15 protein-coding genes are annotated in these 17,146 nt (G+C 42.9%); 2 read left to right on the plus strand and 13 right to left on the minus strand.

The window, feature by feature from the left end; genetic code table 11:
* Window positions 1–21: 21 nt before the first annotated feature.
* Genes G5B30_RS01465 through G5B30_RS01520 form a run of 12 tightly spaced genes read right to left on the minus strand, consistent with a single transcriptional unit; the run spans window position 22 to window position 14,945 of the window.
* On the minus strand, window positions 22–762 hold the full coding sequence (locus G5B30_RS01465) for a cytochrome c oxidase subunit 3 (protein WP_165318174.1): 741 nt from the start codon (window positions 760–762) through the stop codon (window positions 22–24).
* 6 nt (window positions 763–768) lie between these two features.
* Entirely contained in the window at window positions 769–1,371 is a 603-nt protein-coding gene (locus tag G5B30_RS01470) for a heme-copper oxidase subunit III (protein WP_240903061.1), read from the minus strand.
* Between the two features lie 45 nt (window positions 1,372–1,416).
* Window positions 1,417–2,328, minus strand: a complete 912-nt coding sequence (gene cyoE / locus G5B30_RS01475; RefSeq protein WP_165318175.1) for a heme o synthase — start codon at window positions 2,326–2,328, stop codon at window positions 1,417–1,419.
* A 37-nt stretch (window positions 2,329–2,365) separates the two neighbouring features.
* A complete protein-coding gene (locus G5B30_RS01480; protein ID WP_165318176.1) occupies window positions 2,366–3,409 on the minus strand; it encodes a COX15/CtaA family protein in 1,044 nt (347 codons plus the stop codon).
* 12 nt (window positions 3,410–3,421) lie between these two features.
* Window positions 3,422–5,290, minus strand: a complete 1,869-nt coding sequence (locus G5B30_RS01485; RefSeq protein WP_165318177.1) for a cbb3-type cytochrome c oxidase subunit I — start codon at window positions 5,288–5,290, stop codon at window positions 3,422–3,424.
* 29 nt (window positions 5,291–5,319) lie between these two features.
* Window positions 5,320–6,642, minus strand: coding sequence for a cytochrome c oxidase subunit II (locus G5B30_RS01490; protein ID WP_240903062.1), 1,323 nt, complete (start codon window positions 6,640–6,642; stop codon window positions 5,320–5,322).
* 41 nt (window positions 6,643–6,683) lie between these two features.
* On the minus strand, window positions 6,684–7,919 hold the full coding sequence (locus tag G5B30_RS01495) for a quinol:cytochrome C oxidoreductase (protein ID WP_165318178.1): 1,236 nt from the start codon (window positions 7,917–7,919) through the stop codon (window positions 6,684–6,686).
* A 20-nt stretch (window positions 7,920–7,939) separates the two neighbouring features.
* Window positions 7,940–8,569, minus strand: a complete 630-nt coding sequence (locus G5B30_RS01500; RefSeq protein WP_317164300.1) for a cytochrome c — start codon at window positions 8,567–8,569, stop codon at window positions 7,940–7,942.
* Window positions 8,562–9,098 (minus strand): DUF3341 domain-containing protein, encoded by a 537-nt coding sequence (locus G5B30_RS01505; RefSeq protein WP_165318180.1) that lies wholly within the window; start codon window positions 9,096–9,098, stop codon window positions 8,562–8,564. The genes G5B30_RS01500 and G5B30_RS01505 overlap by 8 nt, the downstream gene beginning before the upstream one ends.
* Before the next feature lie 2 nt (window positions 9,099–9,100).
* The gene (gene nrfD / locus G5B30_RS01510) at window positions 9,101–10,585 is read right to left on the minus strand and encodes an NrfD/PsrC family molybdoenzyme membrane anchor subunit (RefSeq protein WP_165318181.1); all 1,485 of its coding nucleotides are present in this window, start codon (window positions 10,583–10,585) and stop codon (window positions 9,101–9,103) included.
* Between the two features lie 27 nt (window positions 10,586–10,612).
* Window positions 10,613–13,618 (minus strand): TAT-variant-translocated molybdopterin oxidoreductase, encoded by a 3,006-nt coding sequence (locus G5B30_RS01515; RefSeq protein ID WP_165318182.1) that lies wholly within the window; start codon window positions 13,616–13,618, stop codon window positions 10,613–10,615.
* Between the two features lie 40 nt (window positions 13,619–13,658).
* Complete coding sequence (locus G5B30_RS01520) at window positions 13,659–14,945, minus strand: cytochrome c3 family protein (RefSeq protein WP_165318183.1); 1,287 nt, start codon at window positions 14,943–14,945, stop codon at window positions 13,659–13,661.
* 324 nt (window positions 14,946–15,269) lie between these two features.
* Here G5B30_RS01520 and G5B30_RS01525 point away from each other — a divergent pair, with 324 nt between their 5' ends.
* Window positions 15,270–15,731, plus strand: a complete 462-nt coding sequence (locus tag G5B30_RS01525; protein WP_165318184.1) for a methionine-R-sulfoxide reductase — start codon at window positions 15,270–15,272, stop codon at window positions 15,729–15,731.
* A gap of 10 nt (window positions 15,732–15,741) precedes the next feature.
* Here G5B30_RS01525 and G5B30_RS01530 read toward each other — a convergent pair whose 3' ends face one another.
* Window positions 15,742–16,614 (minus strand): LacI family DNA-binding transcriptional regulator, encoded by an 873-nt coding sequence (locus G5B30_RS01530; protein WP_165318185.1) that lies wholly within the window; start codon window positions 16,612–16,614, stop codon window positions 15,742–15,744.
* A 154-nt stretch (window positions 16,615–16,768) separates the two neighbouring features.
* Between G5B30_RS01530 and G5B30_RS01535 the strand changes: the two genes are divergently transcribed.
* A complete protein-coding gene (locus G5B30_RS01535) occupies window positions 16,769–17,089 on the plus strand; it encodes a DUF493 family protein (protein ID WP_165318186.1) in 321 nt (106 codons plus the stop codon).
* Window positions 17,090–17,146: the final 57 nt, after the last annotated feature.

Raw genomic sequence — 17,146 nt, forward strand, 5'->3', positions numbered from 1 at the left:
CTCCTTAATCCTTGTCTCTTACTATATAAGGTAGAAGAAGGTAAATACAAATACCCATACCAGATCCACAAAGTGCCAGTAAAGCCCTACTTTCTCTATCATAAGATAAGTACCCCTGCGTTCGAACGTATTGTTTAACGTCATGAAAAGTACAATGATATTCAACAGGATACCGATAGAAACGTGGAAACCGTGGAAGCCTGTAATAGTAAAGAACAGATTAGAGAACTGTAGCGCTGCGGTATAGGAAATTTCTTTTGTAAAATACGGTTCCAGTGTCGCCGCTATTGCTGCCGGATCGGCCAGCCCCGTTGCCGGATTTCTTCCGAACCAAAACCCCTGATGATGTAAGTGAGACCACTCCAGAGCCTGACAACCGACAAATAACAAACCACCTAAAATTGTCCAGAGCATCCATTTGACTACCTCCTGCTTCGCGTTCCGATGTCCAGCTTCAACCGCGAGCACCATGGTTACAGACGACATAATCAAAATAAAGGTCATGACACCGACGAAGACCAAAGGTTGTCCCGAATCGGCTATTCCCGGTATAGATTGAAAAACTTTATCGGCGTCAATCCAGCTGGGTTGCGCATATTTCTGAGCACCGTAATAAATCAGAAAAGACGAAAAAGTAAATGCATCTGACACCAGAAAGAACCACATCATGATCTTTCCATACTCTAAATTCCAAGGCGACCTGCCTCCACTCCATGGGCCGTCTTTAACCTTATCCAATTGCGATACTGTTGTTGTACTCATTGTTTACTAATATTGGTTCAAAAGTAAGAAAACATATATATAAATCCATAAAAGATCTAGAAAATGCCAGAAAAGAGCAGCCAGATCCATTCTAAAAATGTTATTCGCCTGCGGAATAGATTTTACCACGCCGACAAAGCAACGGAACAATACGATCAGCCCGGCTATGATATGCAATAAATGCAGTCCGGTAAATACATACACAAAAGATTGGGATGCATTGTTATTGATAAAAAATACACCTTGTCCGGTAAGTACCTGCCAAGAATGTACCTGCAAAACAAAAAACAAGATACCCAAGGCAATCGTACATAACAAAAAGAATTTCTGTTTTGCAAGAGCGGCTGCGTGTGCAGCCCTATAAGCCAAATGCAAAGTCAAACTACTGATAACGATCACTACCGTACTGTATATAAATGTCTGAGGTAATAAGGTTTTAATACCCTTATCCACACCACTTGCGGTATAAACAATGAAACCGCTCGATAAAGCTGCAAACATCATAAACATACCGATCATACCCAGCCAAAGATTAAACTTCTTCGCTTTTCTGATCCGTTGTTCTTCTTCTATACTACGAATAGTATTATTCTCCATTGCTATATTCAAACCTAAAAGAATTATTCATATCTGTTCTTCCTCTAAAACCTTAATTTAAGCGGAAAACCGACTAAAATCAAACAATAAAACCAACTGTGTCACTGGCAGATAGGCAAATGAAATATACATAATTTTTTTTGCCGATGCATCTGACATTTCTTGCAGATGCTTATAACCATACCAGGCGAACATCGCTCCGCCTATCAACGACACACCCGTAAAGGTCAGCCCCCCAAAACCAAAATAGTAGGGTAAAAAACCTACAGGTATCATTAACACACAGGATATAAAAAGAACAATAGATGACACCTTATCCTTTTTTGTTGTCGGCAACAGCCGAATACCCGCCTTTTTATAATCTTCATCCGCCACCCAGGCAATCGCCCAGAAGTGTGGAAACTGCCAAACAAACTGAATAGCAAACAGCACAAACGGCGTGATAATGATCGCTGCTTCACTGACCTGCGCATAAGCAAAACCAAAGCCGGCAGATTGAAAAGATGCGTAATACCCAATCAAAGGAGGCAAAGCTCCCGGAAAAGCACCTACAAATACGGCGATGGGTGATTTTTGCTTTAATGGCGTGTATACAAAAGCATATAAAAATATAGAGAAAACGGACAATAAGCCTGTCAGAAAGTTAAGCTGCACCAGGATCAAACTTCCGCCTATTGCCATCAACAAACTTAACACCAACGCCTGTCCGGTCGTCATACGTCCTGCCGGCAAAGGCCTGTCCATAGTCCGTCGCATCAGTTTATCGGTGTCCTTCTCTATAATCTCGTTGAAGCCATTCGCCGCACCCGTCACAAAAAAGCCGCCTAGGGTCAACATCAACCAATTGAACCAAATAATTTCACCCTGTTGAACAGCTCCAATCAAAAACGATATGGACGCCGAAAAAACAACAGTTAACGTCAATCGTAACTTTACAAGTTTGTTATAATCTGATATAAATGCTCTCATCTCATGAATACTTCATCTTCTCCTTACCCCGTTATATCTAAATCTTGGACTTCGTCATCAGCAACATCAGGTAAAACTGAGCGCCAAAAAACAAACTCGCTATTACTAAATGCGTCGTCTGAGCAAAAGCAGGCACATCAAAACGAGCCAATATTATCCCAGACAACATCTGTATCATAATCAAAATTAATGTCACCCACGCAAACTTACTTTGCAGGGATAACTTACTAAATCTGCTCTTGACCACAAAAAAATAGCCCACGGTCAACAGCAATGTCACATAGGCCAGCAAGCGATGAACGGTATATGCAGTTCCGATCTGATCAATCCATAGTGCGCGCGGTACGTTGTCATCGTTCAAATGATCAATGATTTCCCTTACCTCTGTGCCGTAAACGACTTGAACAAGGGTAAAAGCAACAGCTATAACGCCAAACGTCTTTAAGCCCACTAGTGGGAAGTTGATCAGGATATCCTTGTTACGCAAGGTGGTAGCCAGAAAAAATGTATAAATACTAATAGCCACAATCACCAAAGCCAACAGCATATGTAAAGTAATTGTCCAAGGCATCAAGTTTGTAGACACGACAATGGATCCAAACCAGGCCTGAAAAATCACCGCAAAAAGATTAAGAACGCTCCATACTAAAATGGACGGTTTTGACTTAATATAAGTAAAAGAAAAAATCGCTGTAAAAAGTAGACAGAACCCTGCTGTAACTCCCGCCAATCTGTTTATGTATTCTGTCCAGGTCTTCGCTACATTAAACTCCTCATGTACCAAAATGGATTCATCATGACGGATTTTATCGGCGGTCTCTGCATATCCAAAGAATTCAACCATCTGTGCAAAGCGTTCATTCTTTTTTACACGCCCTTCTATATAATGTTCCTCATAGCCATCGGGCAATTGTGATACATCAGTAGGCGGGATCACACGATTGAAACATCTCGGCCAGTCGGGACACCCCATACCCGATCCCGTACTTCTTACGATTCCACCAGCAGCAATAACGACAAATAAAACAATAATTGTTAATCTATTGGTCTTTATAAATCGCTTCTCTGGTGCCGGATACATCTTTCTTCTACCCTATTCTGTTCTATTATTTTCCTTATTCCACTCCTCTTGGATACGTATCGACTCCTCATCTCCCTCAAAATCGTGCATCTGATTGGAACTCATGGTTTCGGAAAAAGGAGTAGTCTGTGGAATAAAATCAGCATCGTGTCCAGGCTTGCTGTAGTCATATGGCCAACGATAGACTGTGGGAATTTCCCCCGGCCAGTTGCCGTGAATATGTTTCACCGGCGTAGTCCACTCCAAGGTGTTCGAACCCCACGGATTTTGTGATGCCTTCTTTCCTCTCCAAATAGACCCGAAAAAGTTAATCAAGAAAGCAACTTGAGCAAGTCCGGCAATAATCGCCGCCCAAGTAATCAACAGGTTAACCGACACCCATTTTTCCATAAAAGGAAACTCCGTGAAAGCATAATACCGTCGTGGCACGCCATCGATACCCATAAAGTGCATCGGGAAGAAAACCAGATAAGCGCCGAGGAACGTCAACCAAAAATGCAAATAACCCAATTTGGTATTCATCATCCGCCCGAACATCTTCGGATACCAATGGTAAACACCACATAGCATACCAAAAATCGAGGCAGATCCCATAACCAAATGGAAGTGGGCAACGACGAAATACGTATCGTGTACATGAATATCGATCACCGCATTACCGACGATCAAACCAGTAACACCGCCTGAAATAAAGAAAGACACCATACCGATAGCAAACAGCATCGCCGGTGTAAACCGAATATTACCTCGCCATAACGTCGCTGTATAATTAAATGCCTTAACCGCTGATGGCACGGCAATGATCAATGTCGTAATCATAAATACACCACCTAAGAAAGGGTTCATCCCTGTTACAAACATATGGTGTCCCCAAACGATAAAGGAAAGTACGGTAATACCTACCAAGGAATACACCATCGCGTGATAACCAAATATCGGCTTACGGGAGTTGGTCGAAATTACCTCCGAGGTAATACCCATCGCTGGCATAACAACAATATATACTTCCGGGTGACCTAAGAACCAAAACAAATGTTGGAATAAGATCGGAGAGCCACCTTCATTAGGTAATATCTGACCTTGCACTACAAGATCGGACAGATAGAAGGATGTTCCAGCAGAACGGTCAAATATCAAAAGTACAACAGCCGCTACCAGTACAGGGAAAGATAACAAACCTACAATAGCCGTCAGGAAAAAGGCCCAAATGGTTAAAGGCATTCTCCATAGCCCCATACCTTTCGTACGCAGATTAAGAATAGTACTGATATAATTAACCCCTCCTAATACCTGAGAGATGATAAACAATACCATACTGGCCAACCACAATGACATACCCAGTCCCGATCCCGATATCGCTGTCGGCACCGATGACAATGGCGGATAAATTGTCCATCCCGCGGAAGCCGGCCCACTTTCCACAAAGAAGGAAGCGCACATAATCACACAAGCGACAAAAAAGAACCAGTAAGACAACATATTCATCAGTGGCGAAGCCATATCGCGGGCGCCCAACTGATAAGGGATCAATAAGTTACTAAACGTACCCGACAGACCTGCCGTCAATACAAAGAACACCATCATGGTACCATGTATCGTTACTAAGGATAGGAAAAAGTCAGGTTTTATCCGTCCTCCTTCAGCCCATTTACCCAAAAAGACCTCCAATATCGGAAAATCGGTATCTGGCCAAGCAAGCTGAATCCGGAATAAGATCGATAACAGCATGGCAAAAACAGCCATGATGATACCTGTAATCAAGAATTGTTTAGATATCATCTTGTGATCCTGACTAAATATATATTTAGTTAGGAATGACTCATGGTGATGCCCATGTGAATCGTGATGTATAGCGTCGTGAGATATAACTGTACTTGACATATTCTATTATAAAAGTTCTTTTTCTTTGATTAATTTAATGCGGCTGTCCGAGGACTAATCTCCGTATCATTCTGTGCAAACTCCTTCTGCAGATCTTCTGTAAAATATTTACTCTGCTTGCTCAGCCAATCTTTATATTCTGCCTCGCTGACAACAATGACTTTTTTACCCATGTTAAAATGTCCTTGTCCACAGATTTTATTACACAACATAATAAAGTCATAGCTTGGATCATTCATCCGGTCACGCATCTCCTCCGTCGTAACAGTAGGGGTAAACTGAAAATAGTTTGTCATGCCCGGAACGGCGTTCATCTGTACCCGGAAATCCGGGATATAGAAGGAATGAATAATATCTTTCGAAATGATGTGAAAACGTACGGACTTACCGACCGGAAGAACAATATCGTCTCCTTGGATATCGTCCCAAGAAGATTTATCGTTGAAGTCGATACCATAAGGGTTTGTAGCCGTGGTCAATTTATAATTTCGCTTACCAATAATACCGTCAGTGCCGGCGTAACGAACAGACCACTTAAACTGCTCACCTAAAACCTCGATCTGTATAGCCGATTTTTGCAATTCCTCCGGCACATTGGTAATTTTTCGCCAAGAGAAAAATCCAAAAAGCACCAAAATGGTCAAAACAGTAGCAGGAATGATCGTCCATATCTTCTCCAGTGTGTCATTATGTGGGTAATAATATGCCTTTCGTTGAGCACGCATCCGATAAATGAGCGTAAAAGTCAAAATCAGAATGTGCATCACGACCAAGACAATCGTGATAAGTACCGTTGTAATAATAAACATTTTGTCTACTTCCTTACCATGCTCAGTCGCAGCTTCACGCCACGCCCATGATCCCCACACGGTATACGAATAATAGACTCCCCATAAGAAGAACAGTAAAAACAAGAACAACAAAACGGCCTGAAATGTATTACCCGCTAAAGGGTTATACTTGCCATTCATCTTTTTGGTGAGCACATACAGGGAATGTATCTTACCGATAACAGCAATTACCGTACAGATAACGAGAAAAAACAGCACGTAATAGAAGAAATTCTTATAGACTTGTGGGTCTATTTTCGTTCCTTCTTCCGCCGCCGGTGCTGCTGTCGTAACTGTTGTTGGAGCTGCAGGACTTGCTGTCACCGCTTCTGCAGTGGCTGCGGTATCGGTAACTGTGGATGCTGAATCATCTGACGAAACCGTATCTACAGCTTCTGTTTGTGGCTCAGCTGCTGCCGTCGAGTCCTGCTGCGCGATCGCATGAGGCATAACGAAGAACAAGCTAGCTATAAGTAGTAATCCCCCTATGGATTTGAACCTGTTATTAATTTTTAAATTCATTTCTTATAAAACGTTTGAACGTAATCTCTAAAAACCTGCTATTAAATCTGATGATGCAAACTCTCGTCAAGGAATGGATGATTTTTAGGCACCAGCGCATGTTTGCTCAGTTTATTCATAACCAGGAAGGTGAACAATCCAAAGAAACCTGCGGCCGTACCAATCTCAATCAAACCAAATCCGCGATGTGTTTCGACTGTACCCGGCATAATCATAATATAATAATCCAACCAATGACCAGCCAACAATAAAATACAAACAAACAACATGGTATTTTGCTTACGCTTTACATCCCTATCCATCAATAATAATAGCGGAGCGACAAAGTTAATGATAATATTCAACCAAAACCAAGGTTTATACTCGGGCTCCCAACGTTTGTAAAAATAGACCGTTTCTTCCGGAATGTTGGAGTACCAAATCAACATGAATTGAGCAAACCATACATATGTCCAGAAAATAGAGAAACCAAAAATTAACTTACCAAGATCGTGCAGGTGGTTTTCGTTCACCCATACCATATAACCCGCTTTCTTCAAAAAAACCAGAATAATGGTAATTGCACAAAGACCGCTCACCCATAGCGCTGCAAAATTGTACCAGCCAAACATGGTTGAAAACCAATGCGCTTCGAGTGACATAACCGTATCAAACGACCATATCGGAGTTGTAAATCCAAAGACTACTAAGAAAATAGCAGAAAGCTTAAAGCTCTTCTTATAAGAATTCAATCCACCATCTAAATCCTCTTTATACGATAGCTTCGCTAAAATAAAAGCGAAAATACTATATGATCCCATAAAGATAATCTGCCGAATTAAAAATCCGGGCACATTCAAGAAAGTCTCTTTACCCGCGATCAAGGCATCGTAATTCGGACTGTTAGGGTCGGTAAGCCCTTCCGCATGCCAGTGATGATAAAGATTATGTGTATAGAGCCCTAAACCAACGATTACCAATAGAAGAACGGAAGCGATAGGCAATATACTAGCCATAGCCTGAGGAATACGCATTATTCCCGCACACCAAGCGGACTGTGTAACAATATGTAAGGCAACAAAAAATGCTCCCGCGGCACATACACAAGTAAAATAATACCCCATCAATAATAGATTGGCATATGTACGCTCCACAACGATATGTTCACTGGATAGCAGACCAAACGCAATGGCAGCGATACCGAACACGATAGCAACTAAGCTGACAATCTTAGCCGTACCAGCAAAGGTATATTGCTCGTTGAAATTATAATCGTGATGATGACTGTGAGTTCCCATTTATATGAATTGATGTTTGATTATTTTTTTTGTAATTCCTGTACATACATGACCACTTGCCAACGCTCTTCCGGATCAAGCTGTGATGCGTGCGACCCCATTGCGTTTAAGCCGTAGTAAATCGTGTGATAAATCTTTCCTGCTGAAAGGTCAGCCATAGCACCACCCCGTGATGAGTTCGCTCCTGTAGAACGGGCATAGGACGGCGGCGGCGGAAAGTTCTCCAGCTGACGTGTGCCTCTGGAATCGGTCACGCTACGATCTTTCGTGATCGAACCGTCGCCTTTACCTTCTTTACCGTGACATACCGCACAATTCACCAAAAACAGGTGCTCTCCCTTAGCCAAGTTTTCGGCAGTAGCCGGCAGCGGGTTCTGCAATTCTGCACCAGCACGCTCGTAATCTTCCATCGTGTTGGCGTACTCATAACGATCGAAACCAATCGGGTTCGTACCGTCCGGAGGAAGCTGTGCCGTCTGTTTATTCTCAAAATTAGGATTAGGCTGATCCGGATTATAGGCTAACGGATCATACATATTACGTGAAAATTCCCAACCGGCGCTGCGTGTTGTGCCATCTCCACAAGCCGTAACTACTGCCGTCAGCGCTACAGCCACACATACAGTTCCAAGAAAATTCTTCTTATTCATAACTAACATACTTTCTTTCATTGTATTTAACGTCTACGGCACCAGCCTCTTTCAATAAGCTATCAATCAAAGCATGATCGCTGTTTTCACGGGCATCTATTGCTATAATAAAACGATCATCAGTAGCTCTGAGGTCCATCACCCGCGGAGCACGTCCGGGAAACAAATGGTTACGGTAAAAGAAAGTCGCTACCATACCTAAAGCACATAATAAGATCGTTACCTCAAATGTTATAGGAACAAAGTTTGGCAAAGGCAACGAAGGTTTACCACCGATATTCATGGGCCAATCGTAAGCCATGGTGTAATATAACAAGCTGAAACCTGCACAGGTACCCAACGCACCAAAACAGAAGGCAGCGATAGGTAAGCGTGACGGCCGTACACCCAATTTTGCTTCAATACCATGAATAGGCATCGGTGTAAAACAATCGTATATACTAATGTTGTTGGCCTGTAGCTTATCGATCCCGTGCATCATCTCATCTGGATCAGCAAAGCTCCCTAATATATATTTTGTATTGCTCATTGCTATTTGATTTCTAATTCCTTAATATCTTCTTTGGTCACCGAATCATATTTGCTACTCAACGCGGTTCTGAAATGTTCAACCTGTTCTGCTGGGAATGCACCTTCCTGAACCAGTTTCGTTTTCTGCTGCAAGCTGGAGCTTTTCAACAACAACTTCACCTCAGCGATAGCGACACTCGGCAAGAAACGCACGAACAACAGGAACAAGGTAAAGAACAATCCGATAGACCCCACAAAGACACCAACATCAACCCAGCTTGGATAAAACATCGCCCAAGATGATGGTAAGTAATCACGGTGCAATGAAGTTACGATAATAACAAAACGCTCGAACCACATACCGATGTTTACCACAATTGACAGTACCCAGGAAATCGGAATACTGGTACGGATTTTCTTGAACCAAAACAGCTGTGGTGAAATCACATTACAGGTCATCATCGTCCAATACGCCCAAGCATAAGGTCCTGCAATACGATTGGCAAAAGCATACATCTCATATTCGGATCCGGAATACCATGCAATAAACAACTCCGTCAAATAGGCAATACCGACTATGGAACCCGTTACCATGATAATCTTATTCATGGATTCAATATGGAACATGGTGATGTAATGCTCAAAATTCAACACCTTACGCAGGATCAGCAACAAGGTCTGTACCATCGCAAATCCGGAAAATATCGCCCCTGCCACAAAATAAGGAGGGAAGATCGTTGTATGCCAACCCGGGATGACCGACGTAGCAAAGTCCATGGATACGATCGTGTGTACCGAAAGTACAAGTGGTGTAGAAATACCGGCTAATATCAACGATACAATTTCAAAACGCTGCCAAGTCTTTACGGAACCGTTCCATCCGAAAGACATGATGCCATATATCTTTTGCTTTAACCCTTTAGCACGGTCACGTATAGAAGCGATATCCGGTAACAAACCACAGTACCAGAAGACCAGCGATACCGTAAAATATGTCGAGATCGCAAAGGCATCCCATACTAATGGTGAGTTGAAGTTAACCCAAAGCGATCCAAACTGATTCGGAAGTGGGAAAATCCAATACGCCAACCAAGGACGTCCCATGTGGGCCACGACATATGTAGCCGCACAAATTACGGCGAAGATCGTCATCGCCTCTGCAGACCGGTTGATGGAGTTACGCCAGTTTTGACGAAAAATCAACAATACCGCTGAAATCAAGGTTCCGGCGTGACCAATACCTACCCACCATACGAAGTCGGTGATATCCCATGCCCATCCTACTGTTTTATTTAACCCCCAGGCACCGATACCTGTCCAAAATGTGTATCCCACACTTACAACCCACAACATGGCGCCTAAAGCGGCAACGATAAATCCAATCCACCACGCTTTGTTGGGCTTGTTTTCAACCGGAAGCAAGATATCATCGGTCACTTGTGCATAAGTGATGTTCTTGCCGGTTATTAATGGTTCTCTTAGTATTGATTCGTTATGCGATGACATATTTTTTTTATTTCAGATATAGAAAAATTACGCTTCAAGAGTATTTCTGACTTTCGTCATATAACCTATATTCGGCTGTACGTTAATCTCCTCGAGTACATAGTAAACCCGCTCATTGCGAAGAGCTTTAGAAACTTCTGACTCGGGATCGTTCGCATCTCCGAAAATGATAGCATTTGCTGAACAAGCTGCTTGACAAGCCATCTGTATATCCCCGTCTTTTACTTTACGGTTCTCTATCTTCGCTTGCAGCTTACCTGCCTGAATACGCTGTATACACATCGAGCATTTCTCCATGACCCCACGTGAACGTGTAGTCACATCCGGATTCAACACCAACTGCGTAAACTCATTATTCAGGTAATTGTCAAAACGAGAGTCATTCCAGTAATTGAACCAGTTGAAACGACGAACTTTATACGGACAGTTGTTTGCACAATAACGTGTACCGAAACAACGGTTGTACGCCATGTGGTTCAATCCTTCCGAAGAGTGTACTGTTGCTAATACCGGACATACCGTCTCACAAGGTGCATGTTCACAGTGCTGACACAACATCGGCTGGTGTACTACCGTTACATTCTCGAAATCCTGAACATTTGCAATTTCCTTCTCTTCCGTAAATTTCGTTCCGTTCTCCTCAATGGTATAGTAACGATCGATACGCAACCAATGCATCTCACGACGACGGCGAACCTCGTCACGCCCGACTACCGGAACGTTGTTTTCTACGCTACAGGCAACGATACAAGCCCCACATCCCGTACAAGCATTCAAATCGATTGCCATGACCCATTTGTGTCCGGGCTGTTCAAACTTGTTCCACAAGTCGTATGTCTTATGTGTATCAGAGAAACGTCCCGATTCGGAGTTTGGATCTTCTAAATATTTCGCGAAGGTTGTTTCACGGATAATATTACGACCTTCAATCGTATGGTGTGTCTGTGTCTGTGCCAGTTCATACGTGTTGGATGCCTTCGACACGGTCGCTTTTGCAGACAACTGTACTGTACCGTTCACCAAGCTCGCTAATGGATAGGCGTTCTGTCCAACTTTATTTCCAGCCTTTCCAACTTTTGTACGACCGTACCCTAAGGCTACTGAAACCGTACCCATCGCCTGACCGGGTTGCATCAGTGCCGGCAACGTAATCGATTGGCCGTTGGCTTCAACAGTTACGGTACCATTTTCCCCAACACCTAATTGTTCTGCAAATTTTGGATTAAGTGCTGCATAGTTGTCCCATGTCACTTTGGATATCGGGTCGGGAAGCTCTTGCAAGTAAGCATTGTTCGCATAGCGACCATCACGCATTCCTGTCGACTCATACAATTTTAACTCGACATCACCTGCAATCTTCTTCGCTTCCGCTACGATAGCAGAAGCTACTGCTGCTACATCGACCTGTGCAAGATAGGCAGAACCCGTAGAAGTACCTTTATAGACAAACCCTTGTTGCAAAATATCTTTCCAGGTCTTTCCGGTACCTGCCAAAATATTCGTTTCCCAATTTTGTTTTACAAAATCGTAAATATTCGTATTATCTCCTGCCCATACCAGCAAGCTTTGTTCTACTTGTCTTGTATTGAAGACCGGATTGATAGTCGGCTGTATTATAGTAAACAAACCTTCTTTAGCCGATGCATCACCCCAAGTCTCCAAATATGTCGGTCTTGGTGCAATGGCCTTCGTCTCGGTAGCGGTCTCATCCGCACGATCCGAGAACGATAAGGAGAAATCAACTTTACTCAACGCGGCCTTTACATCTTCCGACTTAAAATAACTGTAAACCGGGTTACTGTTTAAAAACAAGGCTACACCAACCTGACCCGCTTTTGCGGCTGTCAAAAACTGTTGGAAAGCAAGGTCTGAACCTTGATATTGCTTGGAGTAGTTATCCAGATCAATAATAGCTCCGTATGCTCCCAACTGGGTGTTGATAGCATTGACCAACGACTGTATATTTACGTCGTTCGCTCCGGCCACAACCACCGAAGAACCCTTCGCGTTGACAAGCTCTTTCGCTACCAATTTGATCGCAACCTGCGCTTTCGCATTGGTCGTCCCCCCCGCCAAAGCCTGCCCTGTAATCTCATTGTACAACGAAATCAATACCGCACCTTCTTCAGAAGGTTTAATCGCAATACGGACATCCGCATTCGATCCGGTCATCGATAGCCCGGACTCAAATTGAATATGACGTGACATCTTGCCATTTTTCAAAGACTTATGGTCACGATTTTTAATATAATCTTGTGTGTGTTCTTCTCCGGACAGCCATGTGCCTAAGAAGTCTGCAGCTACCGAAACAACGACCTGTGCATTGGCAAAATGATAAGAAGGAACGACAGCTTTACCAAACGTATTCTTATTCGCTTCGATTATTCCACTGTATGAAATGGCATCGACCTGCACATGAGAAGCCGTGGGATACTTTGTGGTGAATCGCGCAATAGCCGCTAATGTAGACGGTGAGTTTATCGTATCCGAAACGAGCACGACTTGCTTACCACCGGAAACTGCTTTATTCAAAGCAGCAATGACCGTCGAATCCAATTTTGACCACTCGACGTCTTTCCCGCCGATTTGTGGATTTTGCAATTTGGACATATCGTACAAATCCAACACCGATGCCACGGTAGTCGCATCTGTACCTTGATTCAATCCTACGGCATTCGGGTTGGCTTCTACCGAAATAGGTCGTCCTTCACGGGTACGGACCAAAAGACTTTGTCCGTTGAACGACGAAGCGTAAAAATTCGGGATACCCGGTGTAATTTCTTCCGGCTTGATCACATAAGGCACTGCTTTATGTACCGGGGTACGGTTACAGGCAGCCAGTGTTACAGCTCCCAAACCAAAACCTAAAGCTTTCAAGAAATCACGACGAGGTGCTCTTGTGCTTAAACCTGCTTCATTCAAGACATCTTCTACAGGAATAGGTTCAGCAAACTCCCCTTTATTACTTTCAACGAAAGCAGGAGTTTGATTTAACTCTTCTAAACCTTTCCAATATTTTTTATTGCTATCCATTTAAGCTGTATATATAAGATTGCGTTCTGCGAATTAATTATTAATAGTGACACTTACCACATTCCAAACCACCAATCATGGCAGCCGTCATTTTCTCACCCTTCTTCAATTTTTCATGTGCCTCGATCAATTGATCGTAATATTTATTATCGGCATTCACTTCCGTGGTCTTGTGACAGTCAATACACCATTTCATGGTTAACTGAGAATATTGATACACCTCTTCCATCGTTTCAATAGGCCCGTGACAAGTCTGACATTCTACCCCAGCCACCACAACGTGCTGCGAGTGATTGAAGTAAGCAAAATCCGGTAGGTTATGAATCCGCACCCACTCGATAGGCCGTGGATTGTCACCATACGTACGTGTATCCGGATCCCAATCTACCGCACGGTACAGTTTCAATATCTCCGGCGAAACATCACCATTGTAGTGATCCGAAGCGGTAATGGTGTTGTGACAATTCATACACACATTCGCCGATGGAATAGAAGCATTCTTCGATTTAAATGCTCCACCATGACAATACTGACACTCAATCTGGTTCACTCCGGCGTGAATCTGGTGGGAGAATTTAATCGGCTGTACCGGTTTATATCCTTCATGCACACCGATATTCCACATCCCCTGCCATCCGACAACAGACAGCAGAACCACGACCAGTAATGCCGTAAATCCAACAAGCTTCTTATTCTTCAGGAACTTCTGCGCAAATTTTAAACCCCGGCTTTCTTCATGTGCTTCGTTGCGCAAACGAGCCGCCTCAATGGCCGTCTGATTATTGGCTATAACTTTCTCTAAAGTACGCGTTACTCTGTTCAATACCACGATAACGCCTATTGCCAACAGCAATAACGCCGCCATCCCGATCAACATAAAGCTGCTCGCATCATCGCTTGCTGCGCCACCAGCAGCACCACCAGCTGGTGCGCTTGCCGCTTGCGCCATTTTAACCTCCTCATCCTGAACATAAGCGATAATATTCTTAATCTGATCATCGGAAAACTGTGTAAATGCCGGCATCAATAGCTTGTTGTACTCCTCAAAAAGAGCAACAGCCACAGGATCACCCTGATCAACCATCAACTTCGAGTTGTGAATCCACTTGATCAACCATTCTTCGGAATGACGTTCTGTCATCCCAGCCAGGGCCGGACCGGTAAGTTTCTTGTCGATTTTGTGACAAGCGGTACAGTTTGCCTTAAAGAGCGAAGCTCCTTCTTTTAAATCCTGCGCATGTGATGTCAATGTAACAGCAAATAACAATACCAAACTGACCGATACTGACTTCGCAAGCCTTCCCAAAACGGATGAGATATTTCTCATATTTAGCACTTTATACTATTTATTTATGAATATAAAAATTACTTCCCTTTATTGTCAGATGTGTTTTTTCCCCTAACAATGCACAAAAGTAGGACTTTATAAGCAATCCCTGACAATTTAATGACGCAAATTATCAATTTAAAACCATTCTAAATAAATTGATTAGTTTCGACATTTTATAGGTTAAAATCATCTTCTAAGGACATTTTAAGCGGGATATAAACTGTAGCAGATTGGAGCTATGATAAAAAGTGACGCGGGATCTATTTTATAATTATTAGCATCATTTTTGTATATTCACTAATCATGTAAATTAAAGAATTTATGACAAATGTAATAGGATGTTTGGTTATTTTTGTAGGTATGGCTTTGAGTGCCTGCGCAAATAATAACACCACACAAGACACAACAATTATGGATACCACGAATTACAACACATTAACGCCCGAGGAAGAACATATTATCGTTTTTAAAGGCACCGAGAGACCTTTCACTGGATCTTTACTAAACAATAAGGAAAAGGGCACGTATATCTGCAAAAGATGCAACGCGCCATTGTATCGGTCAGAAGACAAATTTGAATCACATTGCGGCTGGCCAAGCTTTGACGATGAAATCCCAGGAGCAATAAAACGGGTGACGGATGCCGACGGTAGGAGAACGGAGATATTGTGCACGAAATGTGGGGCACACCTCGGACATGTGTTTCTGGGGGAAGGCTTCACACCTAAAGACACCCGCCATTGTGTCAATTCATTATCTATGAAGTTTATCCCTAAGGAGTAACTTCTTCCTATCATCGTCGAAACTGTTTCAAAAGGCTTTCTGTCATGTTTTCGGCAATTGAACGGGTATCCTGTTCCCATGTGAGGATCTGCGCTTTCTTTATGATCCTTGCTCCTATTCGGGCAAGTTGCTCCGTAGCAAACAAAACCGCATCCAATCGATTGTCACGCACAAAACCATCGATCTGATTTTCAATCTCTGCATCGTTTAATGTAGCAGGTAGTTTCTTAATTAATACATCGTGCGAATGGAGATCCATGACCTGCATATACCCCGCCAACACCTCACGTATACGCGAGGTGTTGGACGAATAGGCGATCATACCGAGCCGACTATTCGGATGCGTACGAAAATGTTTATGGATCGCATCCACTACTGCGGAGCGATGGTCCGTGCTGTATGTAGGCAGGTTTAGCCCCGCAGATTGACAATCATAGAGTACAACGGGTTTCTTGGCGTCAACGATCCGCCGCAACGCACGCTCCACATGTTCAAATCCCATCAGCACATAACCGTCCATTTCCTTCTCCTGCAAAAGAAGCAGCAAACGTTCTCCGGCCGCAGTCTCTCCGTCCATGCTAACAATAACGATGTGATGCCCCCTTTGCCGCATTATTTTTCCCAGGTGGGAAACAAATTCACTTTGAACGGAGCTGGCAATATCTTCGACCAACACGCCGAATACTCTCGACGTATTTGCATTTCTTTTCCGAACAAGCGGATTCGGCATATATCCGACCTTTTTCGCATAGTCCTTCACTTTACGGATGATACCGGGACTGATCCGCCCTACACCCTTATCATTCAAGACTAATGAAACCGTCGTCACGGACACGCCTGTGGCCCTGGCTACATCACTTATCGATAATTTCTTTTTCTTCATTCTTATGGACGTCTACTAAACTAACTAAAAAAAGTAAAACATCTGTACCATTCTCTGCCAAAAAGAACAATAGGCACATTTATTGAACGGAGTTTAATTCGGATTGCATGAACGCTAAACAGTTGGTAATCGAAAAAAAAGAAAGGAGCGAACGATGAAAGACAAAAGGCATATCAAAATACAGGATATCCAAAACGATAATAGCAAAGATTTTTACAGCGCTTTCCGGGAAAAGCTAAAAAGTGTAGAACAATTTCCGACCGTATACACATTCAAGTTTATTATACCCGCGAGTGAGGTATCTAAGCGTGAAATTGAAAAAATATTTCAACATCCGAGTACAAAGATCCAATCCAAAGATTCTAAAACCGGCAAGTACAATGCGTTAACCGTAGAGACCTTCGTAAACGATGCTGATGACGTAATTGCATATTACCAAAAAGCGTCTTCCATAGAGAAAATCATCCTATTATAAACACAAAAAGCTGTCAATATGACAGCTCTTGTGCTTAAAATTTTAATGTATAGCCTG

It is taken from the genome of Sphingobacterium sp. SGG-5, from assembly GCF_011043525.1.
Classification (GTDB): Bacteria; Bacteroidota; Bacteroidia; order Sphingobacteriales; family Sphingobacteriaceae; genus Sphingobacterium.